At 39.7% G+C, this 23,045-nt stretch carries 16 protein-coding genes and 1 riboswitch; of the genes, 14 read left to right on the top strand and 2 right to left on the bottom strand.

Going from position 1 to position 23,045, the window contains the following annotated elements:
• The first annotated feature begins 15 nt into the window (after positions 1 to 15).
• The 4 genes from ACLHDG_RS11085 to ACLHDG_RS11070 all read left to right on the top strand — a co-directional run bounded on the left by ACLHDG_RS11085 (position 16) and on the right by ACLHDG_RS11070 (position 3,891).
• Positions 16 to 969: an NAD(P)-binding domain-containing protein gene (locus tag ACLHDG_RS11085; protein ID WP_415406300.1), complete on the top strand. Its 954-nt coding sequence runs from the start codon at positions 16 to 18 to the stop codon at positions 967 to 969.
• Positions 969 to 1,532 (top strand): DJ-1 family glyoxalase III, encoded by a 564-nt coding sequence (locus tag ACLHDG_RS11080; protein ID WP_415406299.1) that lies wholly within the window; start codon positions 969 to 971, stop codon positions 1,530 to 1,532. The genes ACLHDG_RS11085 and ACLHDG_RS11080 overlap by 1 nt, the downstream gene beginning before the upstream one ends.
• Before the next feature lie 246 nt (positions 1,533 to 1,778).
• On the top strand, positions 1,779 to 2,699 hold the full coding sequence (locus ACLHDG_RS11075; protein ID WP_415406298.1) for a hypothetical protein: 921 nt from the start codon (positions 1,779 to 1,781) through the stop codon (positions 2,697 to 2,699).
• 13 nt (positions 2,700 to 2,712) lie between these two features.
• The gene (locus tag ACLHDG_RS11070) at positions 2,713 to 3,891 is read left to right on the top strand and encodes an exo-beta-N-acetylmuramidase NamZ domain-containing protein (protein WP_415406297.1); all 1,179 of its coding nucleotides are present in this window, start codon (positions 2,713 to 2,715) and stop codon (positions 3,889 to 3,891) included.
• Positions 3,892 to 3,897: 6 nt separating this feature from the next.
• On the opposite strand, the gene ACLHDG_RS11065 is transcribed toward ACLHDG_RS11070, so the two are convergent.
• Entirely contained in the window at positions 3,898 to 5,496 is a 1,599-nt protein-coding gene (locus ACLHDG_RS11065) for a beta-N-acetylhexosaminidase (RefSeq protein ID WP_415406296.1), read from the bottom strand.
• Positions 5,497 to 6,029: 533 nt separating this feature from the next.
• Positions 6,030 to 6,106, top strand: a riboswitch (cyclic di-GMP riboswitch).
• Between the two features lie 59 nt (positions 6,107 to 6,165).
• Here ACLHDG_RS11065 and ACLHDG_RS11060 point away from each other — a divergent pair.
• Together ACLHDG_RS11060 and ACLHDG_RS11055 are read left to right on the top strand one after the other, a co-directional pair.
• Positions 6,166 to 7,233 carry a DUF4382 domain-containing protein gene (locus ACLHDG_RS11060; RefSeq protein ID WP_415406295.1) on the top strand — a complete coding sequence of 356 codons (1,068 nt, stop codon included), beginning with the start codon at positions 6,166 to 6,168 and terminating at the stop codon, positions 7,231 to 7,233.
• A 156-nt stretch (positions 7,234 to 7,389) separates the two neighbouring features.
• Positions 7,390 to 7,557 carry a hypothetical protein gene (locus tag ACLHDG_RS11055; RefSeq protein ID WP_415406294.1) on the top strand — a complete coding sequence of 56 codons (168 nt, stop codon included), beginning with the start codon at positions 7,390 to 7,392 and terminating at the stop codon, positions 7,555 to 7,557.
• 31 nt (positions 7,558 to 7,588) lie between these two features.
• Here ACLHDG_RS11055 and ACLHDG_RS11050 read toward each other — a convergent pair whose 3' ends face one another.
• Positions 7,589 to 8,386: an RsiV family protein gene (locus ACLHDG_RS11050; RefSeq protein WP_415406293.1), complete on the bottom strand. Its 798-nt coding sequence runs from the start codon at positions 8,384 to 8,386 to the stop codon at positions 7,589 to 7,591.
• 661 nt (positions 8,387 to 9,047) lie between these two features.
• On the opposite strand from ACLHDG_RS11050, the gene ACLHDG_RS11045 reads away from it, so the two are divergent.
• From ACLHDG_RS11045 to ACLHDG_RS11010, 8 genes are all read left to right on the top strand, one after another.
• The gene (locus ACLHDG_RS11045; protein WP_415406292.1) at positions 9,048 to 10,796 is read left to right on the top strand and encodes an AMP-dependent synthetase/ligase; all 1,749 of its coding nucleotides are present in this window, start codon (positions 9,048 to 9,050) and stop codon (positions 10,794 to 10,796) included.
• The gene (locus tag ACLHDG_RS11040; RefSeq protein ID WP_415406291.1) at positions 10,793 to 12,112 is read left to right on the top strand and encodes an acetyl-CoA C-acyltransferase; all 1,320 of its coding nucleotides are present in this window, start codon (positions 10,793 to 10,795) and stop codon (positions 12,110 to 12,112) included. Before ACLHDG_RS11045 ends, ACLHDG_RS11040 begins: the two co-directional genes overlap by 4 nt.
• Positions 12,112 to 14,226, top strand: a complete 2,115-nt coding sequence (locus ACLHDG_RS11035) for a 3-hydroxyacyl-CoA dehydrogenase NAD-binding domain-containing protein (RefSeq protein ID WP_415406290.1) — start codon at positions 12,112 to 12,114, stop codon at positions 14,224 to 14,226. The genes ACLHDG_RS11040 and ACLHDG_RS11035 overlap by 1 nt, the downstream gene beginning before the upstream one ends.
• Positions 14,226 to 16,559: an acyl-CoA dehydrogenase gene (locus ACLHDG_RS11030; RefSeq protein WP_415406289.1), complete on the top strand. Its 2,334-nt coding sequence runs from the start codon at positions 14,226 to 14,228 to the stop codon at positions 16,557 to 16,559. The genes ACLHDG_RS11035 and ACLHDG_RS11030 overlap by 1 nt, the downstream gene beginning before the upstream one ends.
• Positions 16,560 to 16,561: 2 nt before the next feature.
• On the top strand, positions 16,562 to 18,679 hold the full coding sequence (locus tag ACLHDG_RS11025) for an alpha/beta fold hydrolase (RefSeq protein WP_415406288.1): 2,118 nt from the start codon (positions 16,562 to 16,564) through the stop codon (positions 18,677 to 18,679).
• 177 nt (positions 18,680 to 18,856) lie between these two features.
• Positions 18,857 to 22,426 (top strand): DNA polymerase III subunit alpha, encoded by a 3,570-nt coding sequence (dnaE, locus tag ACLHDG_RS11020; protein ID WP_415406287.1) that lies wholly within the window; start codon positions 18,857 to 18,859, stop codon positions 22,424 to 22,426.
• 138 nt (positions 22,427 to 22,564) lie between these two features.
• Entirely contained in the window at positions 22,565 to 22,723 is a 159-nt protein-coding gene (locus ACLHDG_RS11015) for a hypothetical protein (RefSeq protein WP_415406286.1), read from the top strand.
• A 120-nt stretch (positions 22,724 to 22,843) separates the two neighbouring features.
• Positions 22,844 to 23,008, top strand: a complete 165-nt coding sequence (locus ACLHDG_RS11010) for a hypothetical protein (protein WP_415406285.1) — start codon at positions 22,844 to 22,846, stop codon at positions 23,006 to 23,008.
• Positions 23,009 to 23,045: the final 37 nt, after the last annotated feature.

Here is a 23,045-nt window from a genome sequence, read left to right as displayed (position 1 = left end):
TTATAGGAGTAAAATATGAAAAATATATATGACTTGATTATCATCGGTGGTGGACCGGGGGGTATTGGCTCAGTGGTCGAGGCAAAAGAACTGGGTCTTGAAAAAGTTCTTATGATAGAAAAAACAGATAACCATTCTCATACGATCAGAAAATTCTATAAAGATCAAAAACGTGTTGATAAAGATTGGCAAGGTCAAGCTGTAGAGCTGGAAGGCAATGTGGATTTTGTTGATGGCACGAAAGAGAGTACGTTGGATTATTTTGATAAACTCTTGGATGATGAGCTTATAGATACACGTTTTAATTGTGCAGTGGAGAGTGTGAAAAAAGAGGGTGATATTTTTCATGTAACATCGGCTTGTTGTGCAGAAAAGGCTAGAAATGTCATTGTCTGCATTGGTCGTATGGGTAAACCCAATAAACCTTCCTATAAAATCCCTCCCTCACTTAGAACACAGATCAATTTTAATTTAGACAAATGCAGCAACGGTGAGAAGATCCTTGTTGTGGGTGGTGGAGATACTGCAGTAGAGTATGCTTGTGAGTTAAGTGAAACGAATGAAGTGACACTGAACTATAGAAGAGAGACATTAGGTAGACCAAATCCTACCAATCAAGAGATGATCACCAACTATAGTAACGATGAAGCAGTGACCTTAAAATTAGGTATAGATATAGAAAGCTTAGCGAGTGAACATGGACAAGTGAAAGTCAACTTTTCCGATGGAGCTGAACTGTTTGACAGAATTATTTATGCTATTGGAGGAACAACACCTAAAGACTTTTTGAGTTGTTGTAGTATTACCTTGGATGAGACAGGTGAGCCTATCTTTGATGAAAATTATGAGAGTGAAGTAGAAGGACTTTATGTTGCCGGAGATATAGTGTTTAATAGTGGCGGAAGTATTGCTATTGCACTTAATCACGGACATCGTATCGTAACACATATATTAAATAGGAGAAAATAATGGCAAGTGTATTATTACCTTTGGCAGCAGGATTTGAAGAGGTTGAGGCAGTAGGCCTTATAGATGTGATGCGTCGTGGAGGCATTGAAGTACGTGTGGCATACATAGATGAGTCACTGGGGCATGGCAAGGTAGTTATAGGAGCCAATGGCATCGGTGTGAAGGCAGATACAGCCATTAAAAATGTCATATCTGATGACTTTGATATGATGGTACTTCCCGGTGGATGGGACGGTACGTACGCTTTGGCTGAACATGCCCGAGTGATAGAACTTGTTCAAGAGTTTAAAGCTAAAAAGATCATAGGTGCAATGTGCGCTGCTCCATTTGTACTCAAAAAAGCAGGGGTTTTGGGTAATGACTATACCTGTTACCCCGGAGCAAAAGATGAGATAGACCATCCCGGTTACAGAGATGACCTCAAAGTGGTAGAAGATGGTAATGTGCTTACCTCCCAAGGTCCTGGAACAGCAGTATGTTTCGGTTTGGCTATCGTGAAAAAGCTTGTGGGTGAAGAGAGTATGCAAGCGGTTAAGGATGGAATGCTTTTGGATTATTGTTAAATCCAATTTATATATTTAGGTTTTCTCTCCGAAAACCTATTGCTTAAACGAAAAAGTACCTATTTACGGGTTTTGATTTTTCGTTTAAGGTTACAAAAATCTCATTTAAACTTAAAGTGACGGTGAGAGCGAGTTTTTGAGATTAACATAATGATGATTCTTTGAAAAATAAAAACCTTATAAAATTATATATTTTATAAGGTTTTAAAAACTATAAGCTTTCTAAATCATAGAACAAAGGAAATCATGGAATTCAAAATACGCTCTGCCTTAATAGTTATGATATCTGTTGGTATTACACTACTGGGAGTTACATCAACAGCATCAGCACAGATGAAAAATGTAGCCAAGTCACAGCTGCTACCAACTGAAAATCAAATGATAGTAGCTTACTATGGACGTCCAGGTGTCAGGGCAATGGGTGTACTTGGTAAATACAGCCTTGAAGCGATCATCCCGATCATTAAAGCAAAAGCCAATGAATATAAAAAAGCAAGTGGCAATCAAAATATTGTGCCTGGATTTGATATCGTATATGATATGGCTACTATTCATCCTGGAGGAAATAAAAATTATATTAGTACACTTTCCAGTCAAAAACTAATGCCCTATATCCATGCAGCAAATAAATATGGTTTTGTACTCTTTCTTGATCTTCAACTGGGGAAGAAGACTCCCGTACAATCTATTAGATCTGTACTTAAGTATCTTAAATATAACAATGTACATATAGCTATTGATCCCGAGTTTAATGTTCATGGAGTAGGTATTCGGCCCGGTAAGATCATTGGTCATATTACTGGTAATCAGGTGAATCAGGTACAGGAAGCAATGAGTAATTATATGAAAAAACATGGAATTAAAGAGAAAAAGATACTCATTGTGCATATGTTTAGACACTCAATGCTTACAAATAAAAAGGATATTAAAACTTATGATAATATCAAGCTTGTATTTAATCTGGATGGATTTGGATCAGCAGGCTTGAAAGTATCAATCTATAATAGCATATATACAAAAAGATTATCAAACAAAGTTGCAAGTGGATTTAAACTCTTTTTCAATCAAGACAAACCTTATTTAATGACTCCTAAACAAGTTTTGGGCTTGGAATCTGTTAATGGTGAGAGGATCAAGGAACCACCTAAGTACATTAATTATCAATAATAGGAATAGAGATATGATACATTTAACAAAGAGATTATACAAAAGTTTTTTTCTGATTATACTCCTCTCTACTGTACTTTTTGCCGGGAAGATCACACCGGCTGCTGAACAACCGGACCTTTATCTCCCTTTACTCAAAGACAAACGCATTGCATTGGTTGTAAATCACTCGTCTTTGGTAAGACAAGAGCATTTGCTTGATACTCTTTTGAAGCATGGGGTTAAGGTGAAAAAGATCTTTGCCCCTGAGCATGGCTTTCGTGGTGAAGCAGATGCTGGTGCCCATATCAAAAACTCTCGTGATACGCAAACCGGACTTCCCATCATCTCCCTTTACGGTAAACATAAAAAACCGACAAAGAGAGATCTTGAGGGGATTGACTTGATCCTGTTTGATATCCAGGATGTGGGTGTCCGGTTCTATACTTACCTTTCGACACTGCACTATATCATGGAAGCAGGGAAAGAGAAGCATATTCCTGTCATCGTACTGGATAGACCCAACCCAAACGGGCACTATATTGACGGACCTGTACTTCAAAAAAAGTATCGCTCCTTTGTCGGTCTTCATCCTGTACCTGTCGTCTACGGGATGACGATCGGAGAGTATGCCAAAATGATCAATGGTGAGAAGTGGCTCAAGGGTGGTGGTAAGGTGAAGCTTACCGTCATACCACTGGCAAACTATACACACAGCAGTTTTTACTCACTTCCGGTCAAACCCTCACCCAATCTCCCTAATGACAGGGCTGTTGCACTTTATCCTTCTCTGGCATTCCTTGAAGGAACGCTTATCTCAGCAGGGAGAGGCACAAAAAAACCTTTTCAGCTTTACGGTGCACCCAAATATGAAGTAAAAAAGTTCTTTTTTGTCCCAGAGTCAAGACCGGGAGCTAGATATCCCAAGTTCAAAGGCAAGCGATGTTATGGTGTGAATCTGAGTAAAACAGACTTCAGGAAAAATCGTGCCAAACAGCGCTTGAACCTTTCCTATCTTCAAGACGCTTATACCAACTATCCCGATAAAAAGGGGTTTTTTCTTAAAAACCGATTTATTGATAGTCTCGCAGGCTCTGATCAACTGCGTAAGCAGATAGCGTCAGGTGCATCTGAGGAGACGATCCGTAAAAGCTGGGAAAGAGATCTTGACACGTTTAAGCAAATACGAAAAAAGTATCTTCTTTATCCCTGATATGGGCTAACGTACAGGAACAACAGGACGGTAGTGAATGCCTTGTTCTTTAAGCCGTTTGAGTCCTGCTTCGGATGCGCGTTTTTGAAAGTCTCCCCACTTGCGTTTTTTCTGTTCTGTCCATGCAACTTCTGAAAGTGCCAATGTCCTGGGCCAGGCAAGATAATCTGCGATCTTTTCATTCAGCAGTGTTTCAGACCAGAGACAGGCTTGTACACCACGAATATAGGAGGAGTTACCTGGATTGAATGTGTATGTTTTCTGGGTGCTGACGGGAGTAGACCAGGTATGTCCCGGTTCCTTTTTACTTCTGGTATATTGCTGATCAAAATAGAGATACTGAACCGGCACCATGATAACATTGCGATGCTGCTTGATCAATTTTCTGCCGGCTTTTGGACTTTTCCACGCCATAAAAATATCACTTTGTCTTAACATTGGTTTGCCCTGCATCACCTCCTGCCAGACGATCATTTTTCGCTGGTGTTTTGCAAGAATTTTATCCAAACGGGTGAAGAAATAGTTTTGTACCTCTTTGGTATTTTTCAATCCTTTTTTTTGCATCAAATTATGGACAGCAGGAGATTTTTTCCAGGCGCCTTTGGGGATCTCATCTCCTCCCAGGTGAATGTAGTGAAAAGGAAAAAGTCCGCTGACTTCCGAAATAACATTTTCAAGAAAAATGTAGCTGCTTTCCATTCCCGGATTGATCGTGTTGTTAGTCACTTTTTGCACAGAACGGTAACGGCTTTTATCTTTGGGATCCTGCAGGAGTTTTGGATAAGCGACAATGGCTGCTTTTGCATGACCGGGGATATCGATTTCCGGAAGGATCTCTATGGAGCGAGCTTTGGCATAGGCAACGATCTCTCTAATCTCATCCTGTGTGTAGTAACCTGACTGGATCTTATTTTTTGGACCACGTATGGCAGGATAAGTCGAAAAAGGAAGTTTTGTGCCCGGTCCCCGTCTCGCCCCTATCTTTGTCAGTAGTGGATATTGCTTGATCTGGATACGCCATCCCTCATCATCCGTCAAGTGCCAATGAAAGCGATTAAGTTTATGCTGCGCCATACGGTCGATAAACTTTTTGATATAGGATGTGGAGAAGAAATTTCGTGAAGTGTCCAGCATCATTCCACGCCATTTGAAACGTGGATAATCTTCTATAGTGCAGGAGGGGATATACCAGTTTTTTTCTCCTCTACTTGACCCTGATTGTCCCCAGATAGCAGGATCCATCAGCTGCATTAGTGAAACGACCGCATAGAAGAAGCCTGCCTTGTCTCTTGCTTCAATAGTGACCTGCTCTTTTTCGATATGAAGCCGGTACGCCTCAGACTTTTTGATCTTTTTCGGATCGTAATGAAAACGTATGCTCTTATCTTTGGAAACTCTGGCTCTCTGCAGTAGATATCCTGCGTTTTGTTTCAACTGCCTTTGCAGATACGCTATGGCATTTTGGGAAAGGGATGTGTCAGAAAGGTATCGGGTTTGTTTTGTCAAAAGGAATTTTCCGTTTCCAGGAAGAAGCTTCTGCGGCTTAGGGATAATTACATTTGTGCTGTTCCCTGCAATAAGGAACAGGGGTATGATCATTACCATAAACAGTATTATAAAAAAAGATGACAGTTTATTTTTATGCATCTTTTCTAAGTTTTCCTTTCTGATCTGGAATAAGTAGCATACCACATTTTGTAGCGCTTCTCTCTTGAGATTTAACTCTATACTCCAATACAATCCAAACTGTCACACTCTTCTTATTTTAAATCATTAAGATTTTTAACATCTTGTGCTGAAAGTTTAGTAGATACTTCATTCATGCATTAAAAATAGTCCCATTAGTTTGACAAATAAACAAAAAGAATAGATAAAAAGATTTAAAAAAAGACTAAATGATATAACTCCAGCAAACTTCTGTTCTAGACAAAAAATACGACTGTCTGAGACTTATCCCCATTAAAATAAAACTCATATTTTTTCTCAATAATTCCAAGTTCTACAAAACCTTATAATGTTATATATTTTATAAGGTTTTCAAAATACGCTGTTTGGTTCTTACTTTCATTTTTAACAAAGATTTAAGCTACTTCATTCCATAATACAGTCATGTAGATTATAATAAATTGTTGATTTCTAAAAAGAAAAGCTAAACTATTTGTGAAAATAGGGCGGAAAACCTACGGATCTCTTTAGAGAAAGCCAGGTTACCTAATCAAGGGGTAATCTGGCTTTTTTAGTTTAAATACTAAATAATTCTTAAAGGGATTAAAAATGAAACAAATCAAAATGCTCTTGCTGGCAAGTATGGTAATACTATTCACTGCATGTGGAGGAGGTAGCTCTTCTGATGGTACAGCACCTTCTGCTACTACTTCAGGTTCTACACCAACTGCTACTACTCCAGACTCTACATCTTCTGCAAAGACTGAAACTGGTGTTATGTCACTCAGTATCACCGATGCACCACCACAGTTACCTGGGACTGTTACGGCTGTTTATATTACAGTTACGGGTATTGAGTTCAATTATGATGGCAACTGGATGGATGTTAATGATTTTGAGTTTGAAAATGATGAGTTTGAAAAGAACAAGTTTGAATCCCAGACATTTGACCTGCTTGCTCTTCATGATGGTGAATCACTTTACCTTGGAGATATTGTGTTGCCGGTAGGACACTATAAAGAGATCCGATTTAAGTTGGATGCTCCTGAAAAAAATGGAAAAGTCAAAAGTAATCCGGGTTGCTATATAGAATTCGGTGAAGACGAACCAATAGCACCTTTATTTGTACCGAGTGGGGGACAAAGCGGCTATAAAGGCAAAGGTGATTTTGATATTACTGCAAATGCAAAAATCAAAATTATGGCAGATTTTAATGTGGAGAAATCGATCGTTGTTGCAGGAAACAGTGGGAAATATCTATTGAAACCTGTAATCCGATTGGTTGTTACTGAGCTTTCAGGTACGATAAATGGAACAGTGGTTGATATAGAAACTTTCAATAAAGAGAATGATGATTTATTTGTTTATGCTTACGAAGCTGGTACTTATGATAGCACCTATCCAGAAGATGATGAAATGGTACCAAACAGTGATGGGAGTCATTTTCTTAATTCCATCAGTAGCACGGATGTTAATATGAGTGATGGAAACTTTACGTTGTCCTTTCTGGAAGAAGGGGCCTATGATCTTGTAACTGTAAACTATCCAGTAGATGTTGAAGGTACTGACCCCATTGTTGTTGATGTGGAAAAGGGTGATGATGGGAAAGGTGTCATTGTCTCCAAAGCAACAGAAACACCTGTTGACGTGAATACTTCAGACTATCCACCACTTTAGTTTTATGTTCCAGGCTGTTTATACGGAGTCTGGAGTAAATATTGATCAATACCTTCAATACAAACTGCTACCATATACCATCTAAGGCGTTAAGACCTATTAAGCTGCAAAGATAGACATTTTGCCGAAAGAGACATAGGCAATCAAGTTAAATTGGTGGCAGTTGATGAAAAAGGCAGAGGTATTGAATCCTGCACGGCAGATGTTAAGACCATACTACATAAAGATGAATCAAAGAGTTTACGTCCCGGAATAATGCCAGAACGAGGTAGAAGAGGTGCTTTAGAAGTTTATGATGAGATCAAAAAAGCATTGGTGCAGTAATCTTCAAGATTCTGTTAAGATTTTTGTGTAACTAGATAGCATTTAGAACATATTCAATATTATTGTTAGGAATAAAACACTTCTCATACATCTCTTTGGTCATATGCTGTTTTAAAACCTCTTTAGGAACTACTATAGAAGGCAAACCTGATGATCCAGGAGTGATCTCATATTTACCGTACTGTATGAGCAAACCTTCATTGGTGATTGTAAAGTAACCTGCATTACGGAAATTAAATAACTGATCACTTGCTTTAAAATAAGTAATAAAATCCTCATCGGCGACCTCTTTTACCACACGCTTTAAAACATATTTATCAAACGCTTCATTTTTGCCAAAGAGATTTTCCCAATCAAGCTTCATACCATATTCTCTGTCATACATATAGTGGGATATATGACTATTACCATGCGCTGCACCTGCACCATATTCATATTGAAATATTTCTATGGTGACGATATTTTCATTAAGATAGCTAAGCTTCTCTCTATATGTGAATTCACTGACATCTATATCTTGAACATTGCATTTTGTAAGGTTAGTCTCTACAAGCTGATCTTGGTTTATACTTGGAATAGAAAGTGAATCACTTAGGATATCTCCCAATAGAAAGTTTTGTTTGACTAACTTTAATCTCTGTAAAGGAGAGATATAGCTGTACTCTTCACAGGATTTTCCATACGCCTCTTTAGTATCCATGACGCGTAAAAGCTTTTGAGTCTTTACCTTCACTGCTTTATTTTTCTCTATGATGCTGTTTGCGTAGGTATTCGTTCCCAGTGTAAAGATATATGCAACAAGAAGAAACGAAAGTGATCTTATAGTCATAGAGAATCCTCCACCTTTTTTACATTTTCATATCACTACTTTCATAGGTGAGTAATAATAGTTTGGACAAAAACCTTATAATTTAACATAGTCTATAATGTTTATCGCTGTAGCGACATTCAAGTATTCTAAATTTAAATGTAAGTATATCTCTAAAATGTCTGTAAAATATGACATTTACTAATAATTTCAATAATATTGACTTAATTTACTATCAATCTGTAATCTAACGCATAACTATTTTCTATGAATTGGGGTTTGTAGTCGGTAGCTAAGATACTCTTGAAAAAGTTAAAACCTTATAATCTAACATATTTATAACGTTTATCGCTGTAGTAACGTACTGAGACCATTTATAAGCAACCGAGAATATAAAACCTTATAAAATAGGCTATATAGGAGATTTTATAATGAAAACATGACCAACTGATTAACATAATTCCTTATGCATAAAAAATGAAAAAGTACATTTCAAGTGTGAAAACTAAGTTGTTTATTTAAAATTTCTCAAAAATTTTACTTGATTAATATAATAACATTTCTCTGAAAAGTAGTGGGGTGCTTCTAAATCACTGTCAGACAATGTGCAAATATATTTGCACATACAATACACACATTTTCTTTATACTGCTCATGGTTGACTTTTTAAAAAGGAGTTGCTATGAACCCACATTTTGTACATTTTGGAGAGTTGTATAGACATCTTGAAAATTCCCCCCAAAAAGAAGCGTTTTTACATCATCGTGATGGAGATGGATGGAAAGTATTTTCCAAAGAAGAGTTTCTGCTGAATATTCGCTATCTTGCGTTAGCCGCCTATAAAAATGGGTGGAAAGGTAAGCAGATAGCTATTGCGGTATCACCATCTCCGTATTGGTTAATGATCGATTATGCTTTGATGTTAGCAGGTGCAGTCTCTGTTCCGCTTTTTACCAATATCTCTTCTCGTAACCTTCTTTTTCAACTGCTTGATGCCTCGATACATACAGCTTTTATAGAAGTTAAAAAGCATGAAGAACTTATTTTGCAGGCAGATGAGAGTATAGAGCTTATCTATCTGGGTGAAGAGAGTTCCGGCTACATAACCTTTACAAAACTTCTTGCACAAGGTAAAGAGATAGACAAAGATGATCCATCACTCTTTGAGACACTTCTGTATCAACTTCATGAAGAAGACCTGGCAACCATCGTTTATACTTCCGGAACTTCCGGAACGCCTAAAGGTGTAGAACTTACACATAAAAACCTTATTTCCCAGATCCATGCAACAGCTTTAAATTATCAGTTTGACAGAGAAAAAGATATCGCTTTTTCTTTCTTGCCTTTAGCACATATATTTGAACGTATGGTAATGCATTTTTATCTCTCAAGAGAGTTAACTGTGTACTTTGCGGATGATGTAAAAAATGTGGGAGTGCTGCTTAAAGAGGTTAACCCTACAGTCATGACCGTGGTACCCAGACTGCTGGAAAAAGTCTTTTTCAAGATGAAACTCAAGGCCATGGAAGGAAACATCCTTAAAAAAGGTCTTGTCATGCTTGCCTTTTATCGTGCAACGACGAAAGATCCTTTCACTGATGCTTCCTTTCTAGACAAGTTGTTAGATAAACTTGTGTACCAAAAGCTTCGTATGGCCTTTGGTACCAGGCTGCGCATGATGATAAGTGGCGGGGCTGCACTGTCAGATATGTTGTACCGGTTTTATTTGAATATCGGTATCCCTCTTTATCAAGGGTATGGGCAAACAGAGTCAAGTCCTGTTATTTCTGCAAATACACCTGAAAATAATAAGATAGGAACCTGTGGTAAAACATTTCCAGGAGTTGAAGTCATGGTCAGCGATGAGGGTGAGTTGTTTGCCAGAGGTGCAAATGTAATGCGGGGATATCATAAAAATGTGGCCGCTACAAATGAAGTCATTGACAGTGATGGTTGGCTGCATACAGGAGATCTGGCTCAGATAGATGATGAAGGTAATATCAGTATCACTGGTAGGAGACGTGAGCTTTTTAAAACCTCTACCGGAGAGTATGTCTCTTCGGTCTATATAGAGCAGGAGTTGGTGAGTAATGGCTGGTTTGAATATGCACTTATCGTAGGTGACGGAAAACCTTTTGTTGTTGCTCTGCTTTTTGTAGAACCAGAGTGTTTAGGACGCTTGGCTACCAAGATGAAAAGTACACCCCTAAAGGCACTGGAGTCACAGAAATTTCAGAAGATGAGTGAAAAATTTATCAAAAAAATCAATCTCAAGTTGAACCATTGGGAGAAAATACGTAAGTTTAGACTTATCGGTGACACATTGAGCATAGAAAATGGAGAACTGACCCCTTCAATGAAATTGGCAAAAAAACAACTTCTTGAACGTTATAGTAATGAGATTGAAGAGATGTATAAGGATCATCTATGACAAAGAAAAATTCAAAAACATATAATCAAAAAGAGCGTATAGCCATTATCAGCGGATTGCGAACCCCTATGGCAAGAGCAGGTGGAAAGTTTAAACAGTTACAGGCGGATCGACTGGGGGCTATATTATTTCGGGAACTGATGATGCGTTCGCCTGTAGGTGTAGATGCAGTGGATGAAGTGATCATTGGAAATGTGGCGCAACCCATACATGCAGCGAACATTGCCAGAGTCATTGCTTTACGTGCAGGTTTCCCTGAACCTACACCGGCACTGACCGTACACCGAAACTGTGCTTCAGGTATGGAGTCCATCACTACGGCAGTCTCCCGTATACATGCAGGAGAAGGTAAAGTTTATGTTTGTGGTGGGGTAGAGTCTATGTCTAATATTCCTCTGGTCTATAGTGAAAAGATGACAGGTCTTTTTGAAAAGCTTTCACGTTCTAAAAGTGCGTTAGATAGCATACGTGCCCTTTTTGGTTTTAGACCCGGTTTTCTTAAACCTGTCATTGGACTGATGTCTGGACTGACCGATCCTGTAAGTGGACTGCTTATGGGATCTACGGCCGAAGTATTGGCACAGGATTTTGGGATAAGCAGGGAAGAGCAAGATACCTTTTCTCTGCTGAGTCATCAAAAAGCCCAAAAAGCCAAAGAGAGTGGACGATTTTCCCTGGAAAGTATGGCGGTTGTCTATGATGAACATGAAGGAAAGTACTTGGATTTTGATGATGGTATCCGAGAGAGTCAAACCTTGGAAAAACTGGCACATCTCAGACCTTTTTTTGATAGGAAGAATGGGACAGTTACTGCCGGGAACTCATCACAGATCACTGATGCAGCAGCGGGTGTGATACTGATGAGTGAGAGTGAAGCTAAAAAACGAGGCTTGGAACCTTTGGGGTATTTGCGTGATTATGCCTATGAAGGTCTTGATCCTAAACGTATGGGACTGGGACCGGTTTTTGCCACACATAAGCTTTTTAAGCAAACGGGTTTGAGTATGAAAGATATAGAGATTATGGAAATCAATGAAGCTTTTGCGGCACAGGTGATCGCCTGTGAGAAAGCATTTGCTTCAGTGGAATTTGCAAAAATGCATTTCGGTGAGGATAAAGCTGTAGGTGCGATAGACCCAAATATACTCAATGTTAATGGTGGTGCCGTAGCCTTGGGTCACCCTGTAGGTATGACAGGCACAAGACTGGTATTGACGGTGTTACATGAACTTAGACAACGTGGGCAACAACGAGGATTAGCTACATTATGCATCGGTGGTGGGCAAGGTGCTGCACTGTTACTGGAGGTAGAGTGATGAAATATTTTAACCTGAATAGAGATGATAGAGGTATTGTAACACTGATATTTGACACACCGGATTCAGCTGTAAATGTACTTTGTTTTGATGCACTTTATGAGCTAGAACAACAGATCATTGAAATGAAGAATGATAAAAGCATCAAAGCACTTTTTATAGAGAGTGCCAAAGAGCATATCTTCATTGCAGGGGCAGATATCAAGGAGATAAAAGCGTTTAAAGATTCGGCAGAGACTGTGGAGAAATTACGACATGGTCAGGAGATATTTAACAGGCTTGAAAACCTACCTTTCCCTACCGTTGCCATGATAGACGGTGCATGTCTGGGTGGAGGCTTGGAACTCTCCCTTGCCTGTGATTATCGTGTGGCTACCAATGATGCACATACACGCATAGGTTTAGTCGAGGTGAGTTTAGGCATCATCCCCGGACTTGGTGGGACACAGAGGCTTCCACCACTGGTTGGATTTACGAAGTCCATAGAACTTATCACTGCATCAAAACGTTTGAAAGGTGATAAAGCATTAGTACTGGGTCTTGTGGATGCATCTGTACCCAGTGGTTATTTGGGTTTTAAAAAAGAGGAGTTTAGCCAGGAGATACTTGAGGGAACACTTGAAGAAAAAGTGAAAAAAAACCGTAAAGGTGTCAAATGGTATGAAAAGTTTGGACCTGTAAAAATGTTGATCGCTAAAATGGCGAGAAAAGAGATCTTGAAAAAAACAGCAGGACATTACCCTGCACCTTTAAAAGCTGTTGATGTACTCGAAGAGACATTGTCTATGTCTTTAGAAGAGGGATTGAAGATAGAACTGGAAGCATTTGAACCTCTTGCAACAAGTCAGATATCTAAAAATCTCATAGAACTATTTTTTACCTCTGAGAGACTTAAAAAAGAGACCTTCTCCAAAGGAAAAGTTAAAAATATCTCTAATTCTGCAGTCGTTGGTGTAGGCACCATGGGGTCAGGTATCGCATGGGCATTGGCGGCAAAAGATATTCCTGTGCGATTGAAAGCAAGAAAGATGAGCAGCATTGCTCAAGCGATAGCAAAGATGATGCAGAACTTTGAAGCCATCAAGAGAAGAGGACGGCTGACCAGTCGTGAGATAGGTCTGAAGATGGACGCTGTGACCCACACTACAGGTGTTGAAGGATTATCCAGTATGGATATGGCAATCGAAGCAGTAAGTGAGGAGCGTGCCATCAAACAAAAAGTCTTTGAAGAACTGGAAACATTCATGCCTCAAGATGCCATCATCGCTACAAATACCTCTTCCTTGGCTATTACCGATCTGGTACAAGAGTGTCAGCATCCTGAACGTTTTGTGGGGATGCACTTTTTTAATCCTGTAGCAAAGATGCCACTGGTAGAAGTCATTGCAGGAGAAAAAACCTCTGAAGATACTATAGCTACTGTTGTGCAACTTGCTAAAAAACTAGGTAAAACACCTATCAAAGTAGGAGAGTGTGCAGGGTTTTTGGTGAACCGTACTCTGTTGCCTTATCTCAACGAGGCAGCCAAAATGTTTGAAGAGGGTGAAAATATCGAACGTATAGATGAGATACTCACTGACTTTGGTATGCCTATGGGTCCTTTTACCCTTGCCGATGAGGTGGGTATAGACATTGGGGAGAAAGTTTCTTATATTTTACATGAAGCATATGGCGAACGTATGATGCCATCCCCTTTACTTGAGCAGATGTCTGCCAAAGCATGGTTAGGCAAAAAAACAGGCAGTGGTTTTTACATCCATAAAGGTAGGAAAAGATCACCCAATGGAGAACTAGAAATATTGAGAAGCAGCAGTGTAAAACTGAAAAAAAACATCATACTTGACCGTGCCATACTCATTATGGTCAATGAAGCGGCACGCTGTTTGGAAGAAGATGTAGTGGCCAATGCCCAGTACTTAGATATGGCGATGGTTATGGGAACAGGTTTTCCTGCATTTAGAGGTGGACTTTTACGTTATGCAGATAGTGAAGGTTTGGCAAATATTGTAGCACGATTGGGTATGCTGAAAGAACAGTTTGGTGAACGATTTACGCCTGCAGAAACACTTATAGAAATGGCAAAAAACAATCAAACATTTTATGGAGGTGTGTGATGGGACTTTTATTACTGGTGATCATTGTAGCTTTGGCATTGGCATATTTTGCAGCGCCATTATGGGCTTGGTTTTTAGCATTAGGTGCATTGCTGTTAGGTGCTGAAGCTTCTTTGTTTTGGTGGATACCTTCGATTGCTTTAGCTGTAGTGCTGCTCATCAAAGAGATACGTGTAAAACTCATTACCCAGCCTCTTTTTACATTGCTCAAATCCAAGGGTTTACTGCCTAAGATCTCTGATACGGAGAAAACAGCGCTTAGAGCAGGGGATGTCTGGGTAGAGGGTGAACTCTTTTCGGGTAAACCTGATTTTAAAAAGATCTTTGAAAACCCGTATCCTGCACTTAGTGAGGAGGAACAAGCTTTTATAGACAACGAAGTCAATGAAGTTTGTGCCATGACAAGTGATTGGGAAGTCTTTGAACAAAGAGATCTGCCAAAAGAGGTATGGAAATACCTCAAGAGTAAGAAGTTCTTAGGAATGATCATCCCTAAAGAGTATGGAGGACTTGGCTTTTCAGCGTATGGACACTCTTGTGTTATTGAAAAGCTGGCCACACACTCCCAAGTACTGGCCATCACTGTGATGGTACCTAACTCACTTGGACCTACCGAGTTACTTTTACATTATGGACAAGGGGAGCAGAAAAAACATTACCTTCCCAGACTTGCCGATGGACGAGACATCCCTTGTTTTGCTTTGACTGAACCAGAAGCAGGGAGTGACGCTGCTTCCATACAGTCTGAGGGTGTGGTCTTTAAAGACAAAGAGGGTGAAGTAAAGATCAAACTGAACTTTGAAAAACGTTACATCACACTCTCTTCTATTGCTACAGTCATAGGCCTTGCTTTTGTGCTTAAAGACCCTGAAAATATTTTAGGCTTAGGAAAAGAGTTGGGCATTACCTGTGCCTTGGTCGATGCTAAAAGTAAAGGTGTTGATCAGACACAACGGCATGACCCGTTGAATGTACCGTTTGTCAATGCACCACTGTTGGGTAAAGATGTCATCATAGGCATAGACGATGTCATTGGTGGGCATGATGGGTTAGGAAAAGGTTGGCAAATGCTTATGGAATCACTTGCTGTAGGTAGAGGTATCTCTTTACCATCTACCAGTACAGGAGGCTCTAAACTTGCTACCTATGTAGCTTCTACTTACTCTGTGGTACGGTATCAGTTTGGTTTGAGCATCGCCAAATTTGAAGGAATTGCTGAAGTGTTGGGTCGTTTGGGTGCAAGTACCTATATGCTTGATGCTGCAAAAACCTTTACCTTAGGTGCCATTAACGCAGGAAAAAAACCAGCTGTTGCCAATGCCATCATGAAGTACCAAAGTACAGAAATGTTCAGACATAATGTCATAGATGCGATGGATATACAAGGTGGTGCTGCCATCTCAAGAGGGCCTCGGAACCTTTTAGCACATGCCTATTTTGGTGCGCCCGTTGCCATTACGGTTGAGGGTGCAAACATCATGACCCGTACACTCATCATGTTCGGGCAAGGTATGATACGCTGTCATCCGTATGCATACGCACAGATAGAAGCCCTTGAAGAAGGTGATGTGAAAGTATTTGATACTTTATTATTTTCACATATCGGACACGTGACCCGCAATAAAGCAAGAGCCTTCGTACTGGGAATGACGCGTGGTTATGCCCATATTTCACACTCCAACGGTAAAGCAAAACGTTATGAACAGAAACTTGCATGGGCTTCTGCGAGGTTTGCCTATTTGAGTGATGTTGCTTTAGGTCTAATGGGTGCATCTTTGAAGCGAAGAGAGTCTGTATCTGGGAGGTTTGGGGATGTGTTGTCGCAGATGTATCTGATCACCGCGGCACTCAAACGTTTTGAAGTAGAAGGAAGTAAGCAGAGTGATGAAGTATTTTTAGAGGTAGCCGTTGAAGATGCCTTTGGAAAAATAGATATTGCTTTTAGAGGTATACTTAAAAACTTAGTGCCTGGAGCGCTGGGCATGCCATTTAGAATGTTAGGATACTACACACGTTTAAACCCTATGGGAAAAACCATTAAAGATGACAATTTACATCACGTAGCTGTAGCTTTGTGTGAAGATGACAGTGTAAGAGAAAGAATCTGTGGAAATATTTACATGGGTGAACGTCCACAACAACTTTTAGCTGCAACACATAAGTTGCAAGAGGTCAAAGCATTGCTTGACAAAGAGAAGAGAGAAGAGCGTTTAACTGAAGGTGAAAAAAGACAACTGGAAGAGGCAAGAGAGTTACAACATGAGATCATTACGGTAGATTCATTTGTTCATGATGAGTATTTTCATAAAAAGACAAGGGATAAAAAGGTTTAATTATGCGTTTGGCATTGGCATTTTCATCGTTGGTTATAGGTTTGGTTCGTAAGCTTTCCGGTGCAAACATCACCATCTCAGGAGAGGAGGTAGCGGATTCTCCCGTACTTTTTGTTGCCAACCACTTTACACGTTTTGAAACTTTTGTTGTGCCTCATATGCTCTATGAAGAGTATGGCAGGGTTTCCAGATCTTTAGCAGATGACAGTGTATTTGTTGGTACATTGGGCAGGTTCATGCGTTGGGTCGGAACGATCTCTAACAAAAATAAAGCCCGTGACTGCATCATTGTAGAAGACTTGCTAAAAGGGAGTTCGGATTGGATCATTTATCCTGAAGGCTATATGGTGAAAAATAAACGTATCACCTTTGATAATGGAGAATTTTGTACACATTCTCCTGAATATGAAGGTCCTATCCATACTGGGGCGGCAGTGATGGCTCTCAGAGCAAAAATGGCGCAGCTCAGAGCAAAAACACACAGTAAAAAAGATCTAAAACGCTTCTGTTCTTCTATGGGAATAGATGCAGATGGTATTGATACAACATTGGAAGTCAAAGTGGTTCCCATTTCTATTACATATTATCCGATACGACCAGGGAAGAACCGTTTTTTGACCTGGGTTAACAGTATTGTTCAGCAACGGAATACAAGAATGTTTGAAGAGCTTGAAATAGAGGTGAATCTGCTTATGGATGCACATATGAATATACGCTTTGGAGAAGCTATACACCTTGATACGTATATGGAGTCATTTTTAGAGGATGAAAATTTACTTTATGATTGGGACAATATTAATGCTTTCATAGATACGCAGCGTAAAGTACTTACAAATACAATGATGCAGAGGGTCTATTCTCAGATGCAGATACATTTTGACCATCTGTTTATTTTGAGTCTGGTGACGATGCCTACGGTGAAAGTCTGCCCTTCGTATCTCAAAACGCTCATCTATAAAAACGCCCGTTCCCTGAGAACCTTTGAAGACTATAATCTACATGTAGAGTTACAAAAAGAGCTTTTTAAAATGATACTTGATGAAAATTATGAACCATTCAGCTCAGCTATTGATCTTGCAACAAAACAGCAGATACTCTACCAAGACAGTGATGGTGATTATTTGTTTGACAGATCTTTGCTTGAAAAAGAGTATCCCTTCCATAAGGTGAGGGTAAAAAATACCCTTCAAGTCATCCTCAATGAGATCAAATGGCAAGAGCCTATCGTGCAGATGGCTGAAGAGAATAGTCACTACAGTGAACAAGAATTAAAAGAAGACAACTTTACACATCTTCAAAAGAGTGAATGGGCATATTATGAATCGGAGTATCAATTGTATTATGAAAAAGCACCTGGTAAAGAAGAGAAAGGTGCTCCTATCGTACTCTATAATAATAAGAATGAAGTAGGATTGGTCTTCTCTCATGGATATATGGCATCTCCGGAAGAAATACGTACTTTAGCCGAGTATCTGTTTGAAAAAGGCATCAATGTTTATGTACCTAGACTACGTGGGCATGGTACAGACCCTGAAGTATTAAAAAGTGTAAGTGCTCAAGACTGGGAAACAGATTTTGAACGTGCTTTTACTGCTATGAGACAGGTTTGTTCCAAAGTATTCATCGGTGGTTTCTCTACGGGAGGATTGCTTGCACTGTTACATGCAGCACAGTATAAAGTAGATGGGGTCATCGCTCTGAACTCTGCATTGATGCTTCATGACTTACGAGTGAGTTATGTTGTACCGACCTTGCATTTTTTTAATGAGATGATATCTTATCTCAATGCTAAAGGCATCCAAGAGTGGATAGACAACTCTCATACGGAACAACCCAAAGTCAATTATCTTAAACACCTACTCTCTTCTGTGTCAGAGCTTGAAAAAGTGATGTCAAAGGTGGAAGAGACTATCAAAGATGTTACTGCACCCATACTCATTATACAAGGTGATAATGATCCAACTGTAAAAATGGAGAGTGCACAACTCATCTATGATAATGTAAGTTCCAAAGATAAAAAACTGCTTTTACTCCCACGTGAGAAACATAGTATCTTAGCAGACAAGGGGCACGATGAGGTGTTTGAAGCAATAGAAAGATTTATGCAAAATCATATTTAAAATTTCAATCCATTTTTACCTAAACTCTGCTATATTAGAATCAATAATTTCGTCATCCTCGGGCTTGACCAGGGGATCCACAGTTGACATACTGTGCAAGCTCTAGATTCCCGGGTCAAGCCCGAGAATGACAGAGTATGTTTTGTGGAAAATGTAAAACAATCAAAGGTCTATTTAATGTCAGAAGAACCCAAAGCTAAGCCACAGTTCACCCACCTTCACCTCCACACAGAGTACTCACTCCTTGATGGTGCGAACAAGATCAAAGCACTTGCCAAGAAGATAAAAGAGCAGGGTATGACTTCTGTGGCAATGACGGATCATGGGAACATGTTTGGAACAATCGATTTCTACAATACGATGCGCAAAGAGGGTATTAAACCTATCATTGGTATGGAAGCGTATGTACATAACCAGGAAGAATTGGGTGACAAGTCGGTACGTCAGCGTTTTCATCTTTGTCTTTATGCGAAAAATGAGGTAGGATATAAAAACCTTATGTATCTTTCTTCTCAGGCATACATTAATGGATTTTACTACTATCCTCGTATCAACTGGGACTTGCTTAAAGATAATTCTGAAGGTATTATCTGTTCTTCTGCCTGTTTACAGGGAGAAGTAAACTGGAACTTGAACCTTTCAGAGCGAAACCTGAAATTTGGTGCAAAAGGCTACGATGAAGCTAAAAGAGTGGCACTTAAATACAAAGATGTTTTTGGTGATGATTTTTACCTTGAACTTATGCGTCACGGTATCGGTGATCAACACCGTATCGATAAACAGATCATCAAACTTTCACAAGAGACTGGCATCAAGATCATCGCGACAAATGATACACACTACACCGTACAAAAAGATGCTGATGCACATGAGGCGTTCATGTGTATCGCGATGAACAAACTTTATGATGATCCGAACCGTTTGCGTCACTCGGTGCATGAGTTTTATGTAAAAAGTCCAGAGCAAATGGCTGAACTTTTTGCAGATATTCCAGAAGCACTGGAAAACACCCAGGAGATAGCAGACAAATGTAACTTAGAGATAAAACTGGGAGATCCAACACCTCCTAATTTTAAATTTGCCAGAGAAAGAGCCGCTGAGTCAAACATTACTATGCCTGAACCGGATGTAGAGTATTCGTTAGAAAATGATATTGTACTTTTTGTAGAGGAGTCTAAAAAAGGGTTGGAAGAGAGACTTAAAATAGTCCCGGAAGAGAAACATACAGAGTATAGAGAGAGACTCAAAGTAGAGATGGACATCATCAACTCTATGAAGTTCCCCGGCTATATGCTTATCGTTTGGGATTTTGTGGATGCTGCAAAGCAGATGGGTATCCCTGTAGGACCGGGACGGGGTTCTGCGGCAGGGTCGCTTGTGGCGTATTCTCTGGATATTACCGACATCGATCCGATGCCGTATGGACTGCTCTTTGAGCGTTTTTTGAACCCGGAACGTATCTCTATGCCGGATATCGATATGGATTTCTGTCAGGCACGTCGTCAAGAGATACTTGATTATGTTGTAGAGAAGTATGGGCGTGTGAACGTGGCACAGATCATTACTTTTGGTAAGCTTTTGGCAAAAGGGGTCATCCGTGATGTGGCACGTGTACTTGACATGCCGTATTCTAAAGCAGATGCGATGGCGAAACTCATCCCTGATGAACTGGGTATAGACCTCAAAGGCTCTTATGAGAAAGAACCAAAGATCAAAGAACTTTTGGCGAGTGATCCACAAGCAAAACGTACTTGGGAGTATGCACTGGCACTTGAAGGGCTGAACAGAAATGCAGGGACACATGCTGCGGGTGTTGTGATTTCCAATGAGCCACTTTGGCAAAAAACCCCACTCTTTAAGCCAACAGGACTTGATACCTTGGCGACACAATACTCAGGTAAGTATGTTGAAGATGTTGACCTTATTAAGTTTGACTTTTTAGGTCTAAAGACCCTTACGGTTATCGAAGAGGCATTGCAACTGGTAGAACGAAGACATGGGAAACGCATCAACTTTGTTGAAGAGAACATAGAAGACAAAGAAGTATATGAGTACATCGGTACAGGTGAGACACTTGGACTCTTCCAGATAGAGTCTGCCGGCATGCAAGAGCTTGCTAAAAAGCTTAAGCCAAATGGTTTTGAAGATGTCATTGCGATGCTTGCACTCTACCGACCTGGCCCGATGGAATCAGGGATGCTAGATGACTTTGTTGAGCGTAAACATGGACGTGCTGAGGTGACGTATGCGTTCCCTGAGCTTGAGCCTATCTTGAAACCTACTTATGGGGTCATTGTTTACCAGGAACAGGTTATGCAGATCGTACAGACTATCGGTGGCTTTAGCCTTGGTGGTGCAGACTTGGTACGTAGAGCAATGGGTAAAAAGGTTAAAGAAGAGATGGACAAACTCAAAGATGAGTTTGCTGATGGTGCTGTAAAAAAAGGTTTTGACAGAGAAAAAGCGGCAAACCTTTTTGATCTTATCGTGAAATTTGCCGGGTATGGTTTTAACAAATCACACTCCGCAGCCTACGCGATGATAACCTTTTATACATCGTTTTTGAAGCACTACTACCCGACAGAGTTCATGGCGGCTATTTTGACCTTGGAAAAAAATAACACGGATAAAGTAGTCAGATATGTGGATGAAGTAAAACATATGGGTATGAAACTTCTCCCACCAGATATCAATAAATCAGGATTAGTGTTTGAAGCACGTAATATTGATGGTGATGAGGTTGTTATGTTTGGTATGGGAGCGCTAAAAGGTGCAGGAGACATTGCGATAAATACCATGCTTGAAGCTAGAGGAGATAATGAGTTTAAAGACCTGTCTGATTTCGTTTCCCGTATAGATTCAAGTAAGGTCAATAAAAGAGTGATCGAAACACTTGTGAAAGCAGGGGCATTTGACAGCTTTGGATACTCGCGTAAAGCGATGCTCTCACAGCTTGAAGAGATCATAGATATGGCTAAAAAAGCAGGAGAAGCAAGAAAACAAGCAGAAACCTCTCTTTGGGGTGATGATGAAGAGATGACTGCTGTGACACTTGAACTTACACACATGGATGAGTTTGAACCTATGGAGATATTGGAGATGGAAAAAGAGTCTCTAGGCTTCTATGTTTCAGGACACCCATTGGATAAATACCGTGAAACGTTGGATGGGATAGACTATACACTAAGTTCTGAGATAGATGATCTGGCAGATGGTTCACAAGCGATGTTCATAGGAAAGATAGAAGGTATCACAGAAAAGATCTCCAAAAAGGGGAACAAGTTTGGTATAGCCAACATCATGGACTTACACGGAAACATCGAGTTGATGCTCTTTGAAAACCGTCTCAAAGAGTTAGATGAAGATTTTGATCTTACGAAACCTATAGCTTTTAAAGTAAAGATAACTAAAGATGGTGACTTCACACGTATGAATATCCTAAAAATCTCATCCATCAAAGATGCAAAGAAGACGAAAGTTAAGGTACAAAAAGAGGAAAAACATACTCCCGAACCTGTACAACCGCCACTTATCTTGGCTTTAAATCTTATGCCGGATGCAAAAACTGTAGAAGATCTCATGTGCCTGGTAGAACGCTACCCAGGTAATCGTCCATTGGAACTACATATCAAGAGTAAACTTGCAGATGTTATCATCGAATCAAAGATGAAAGTGAGTGAGTTGATGCTTGAAGAGGCTAAGGAGCTTGGGGTTTATTTGGAGGAGAGTTTGAGTGTTGAAGGATGAGAACATGAAATGCTCCGAGAGCATTTAACCACTACACACCCCTTTCACACCTAAAATAGTACACTTCATTATGATTAGACCCGTATTATGCTATTTTCTACGATTCTATTGCATAATACGGGTTAAATGGAGATTATTATGAAAAAACTCTCACTTAAAACCCTGCAAAATAAGATCATAACCTATCAAGTCATTGTAATGCTAAGCTTTGTATTTGGTGTAGTTGGGTTTGTCTATAATAACTGGCGATATGAACATAATGAAAATAACAATAACATACGCATAGCAAGTTTTTAGATACTGCAAGAACTCTCTTCTCTGGAACAGATCATTTATGCCAATCATTATGACCATGACACTATTAAAGGAAGTCCTAGAGATGGTTGGGCAAAAGTAGGGCTTATTGGTGACCTCTCTTTGTTTATCTCCCCTGAATGTGAAGAAGCTTCAGAGGAACTCAAAAGAGTATGGACGGAGAGTTGGCATAAAATAGACAAAGATCAAAAGGTTGCAAATAGACTTATAGTAAAGATCGATAAGGTTAAAAGTATCACAAGAGATGTGTTAAAAGTGCTGTATTAAGGTTCCTTGGAGAGTATAATTAATTAAACTAGTATAT

Origin of the sequence: Sulfurovum iocasae, assembly GCF_047716765.1 — a bacterium.
Taxonomy (GTDB): Bacteria; Campylobacterota; Campylobacteria; order Campylobacterales; family Sulfurovaceae; genus Sulfurovum.
This window is presented reverse-complemented; position numbering and strand designations above follow the sequence as displayed.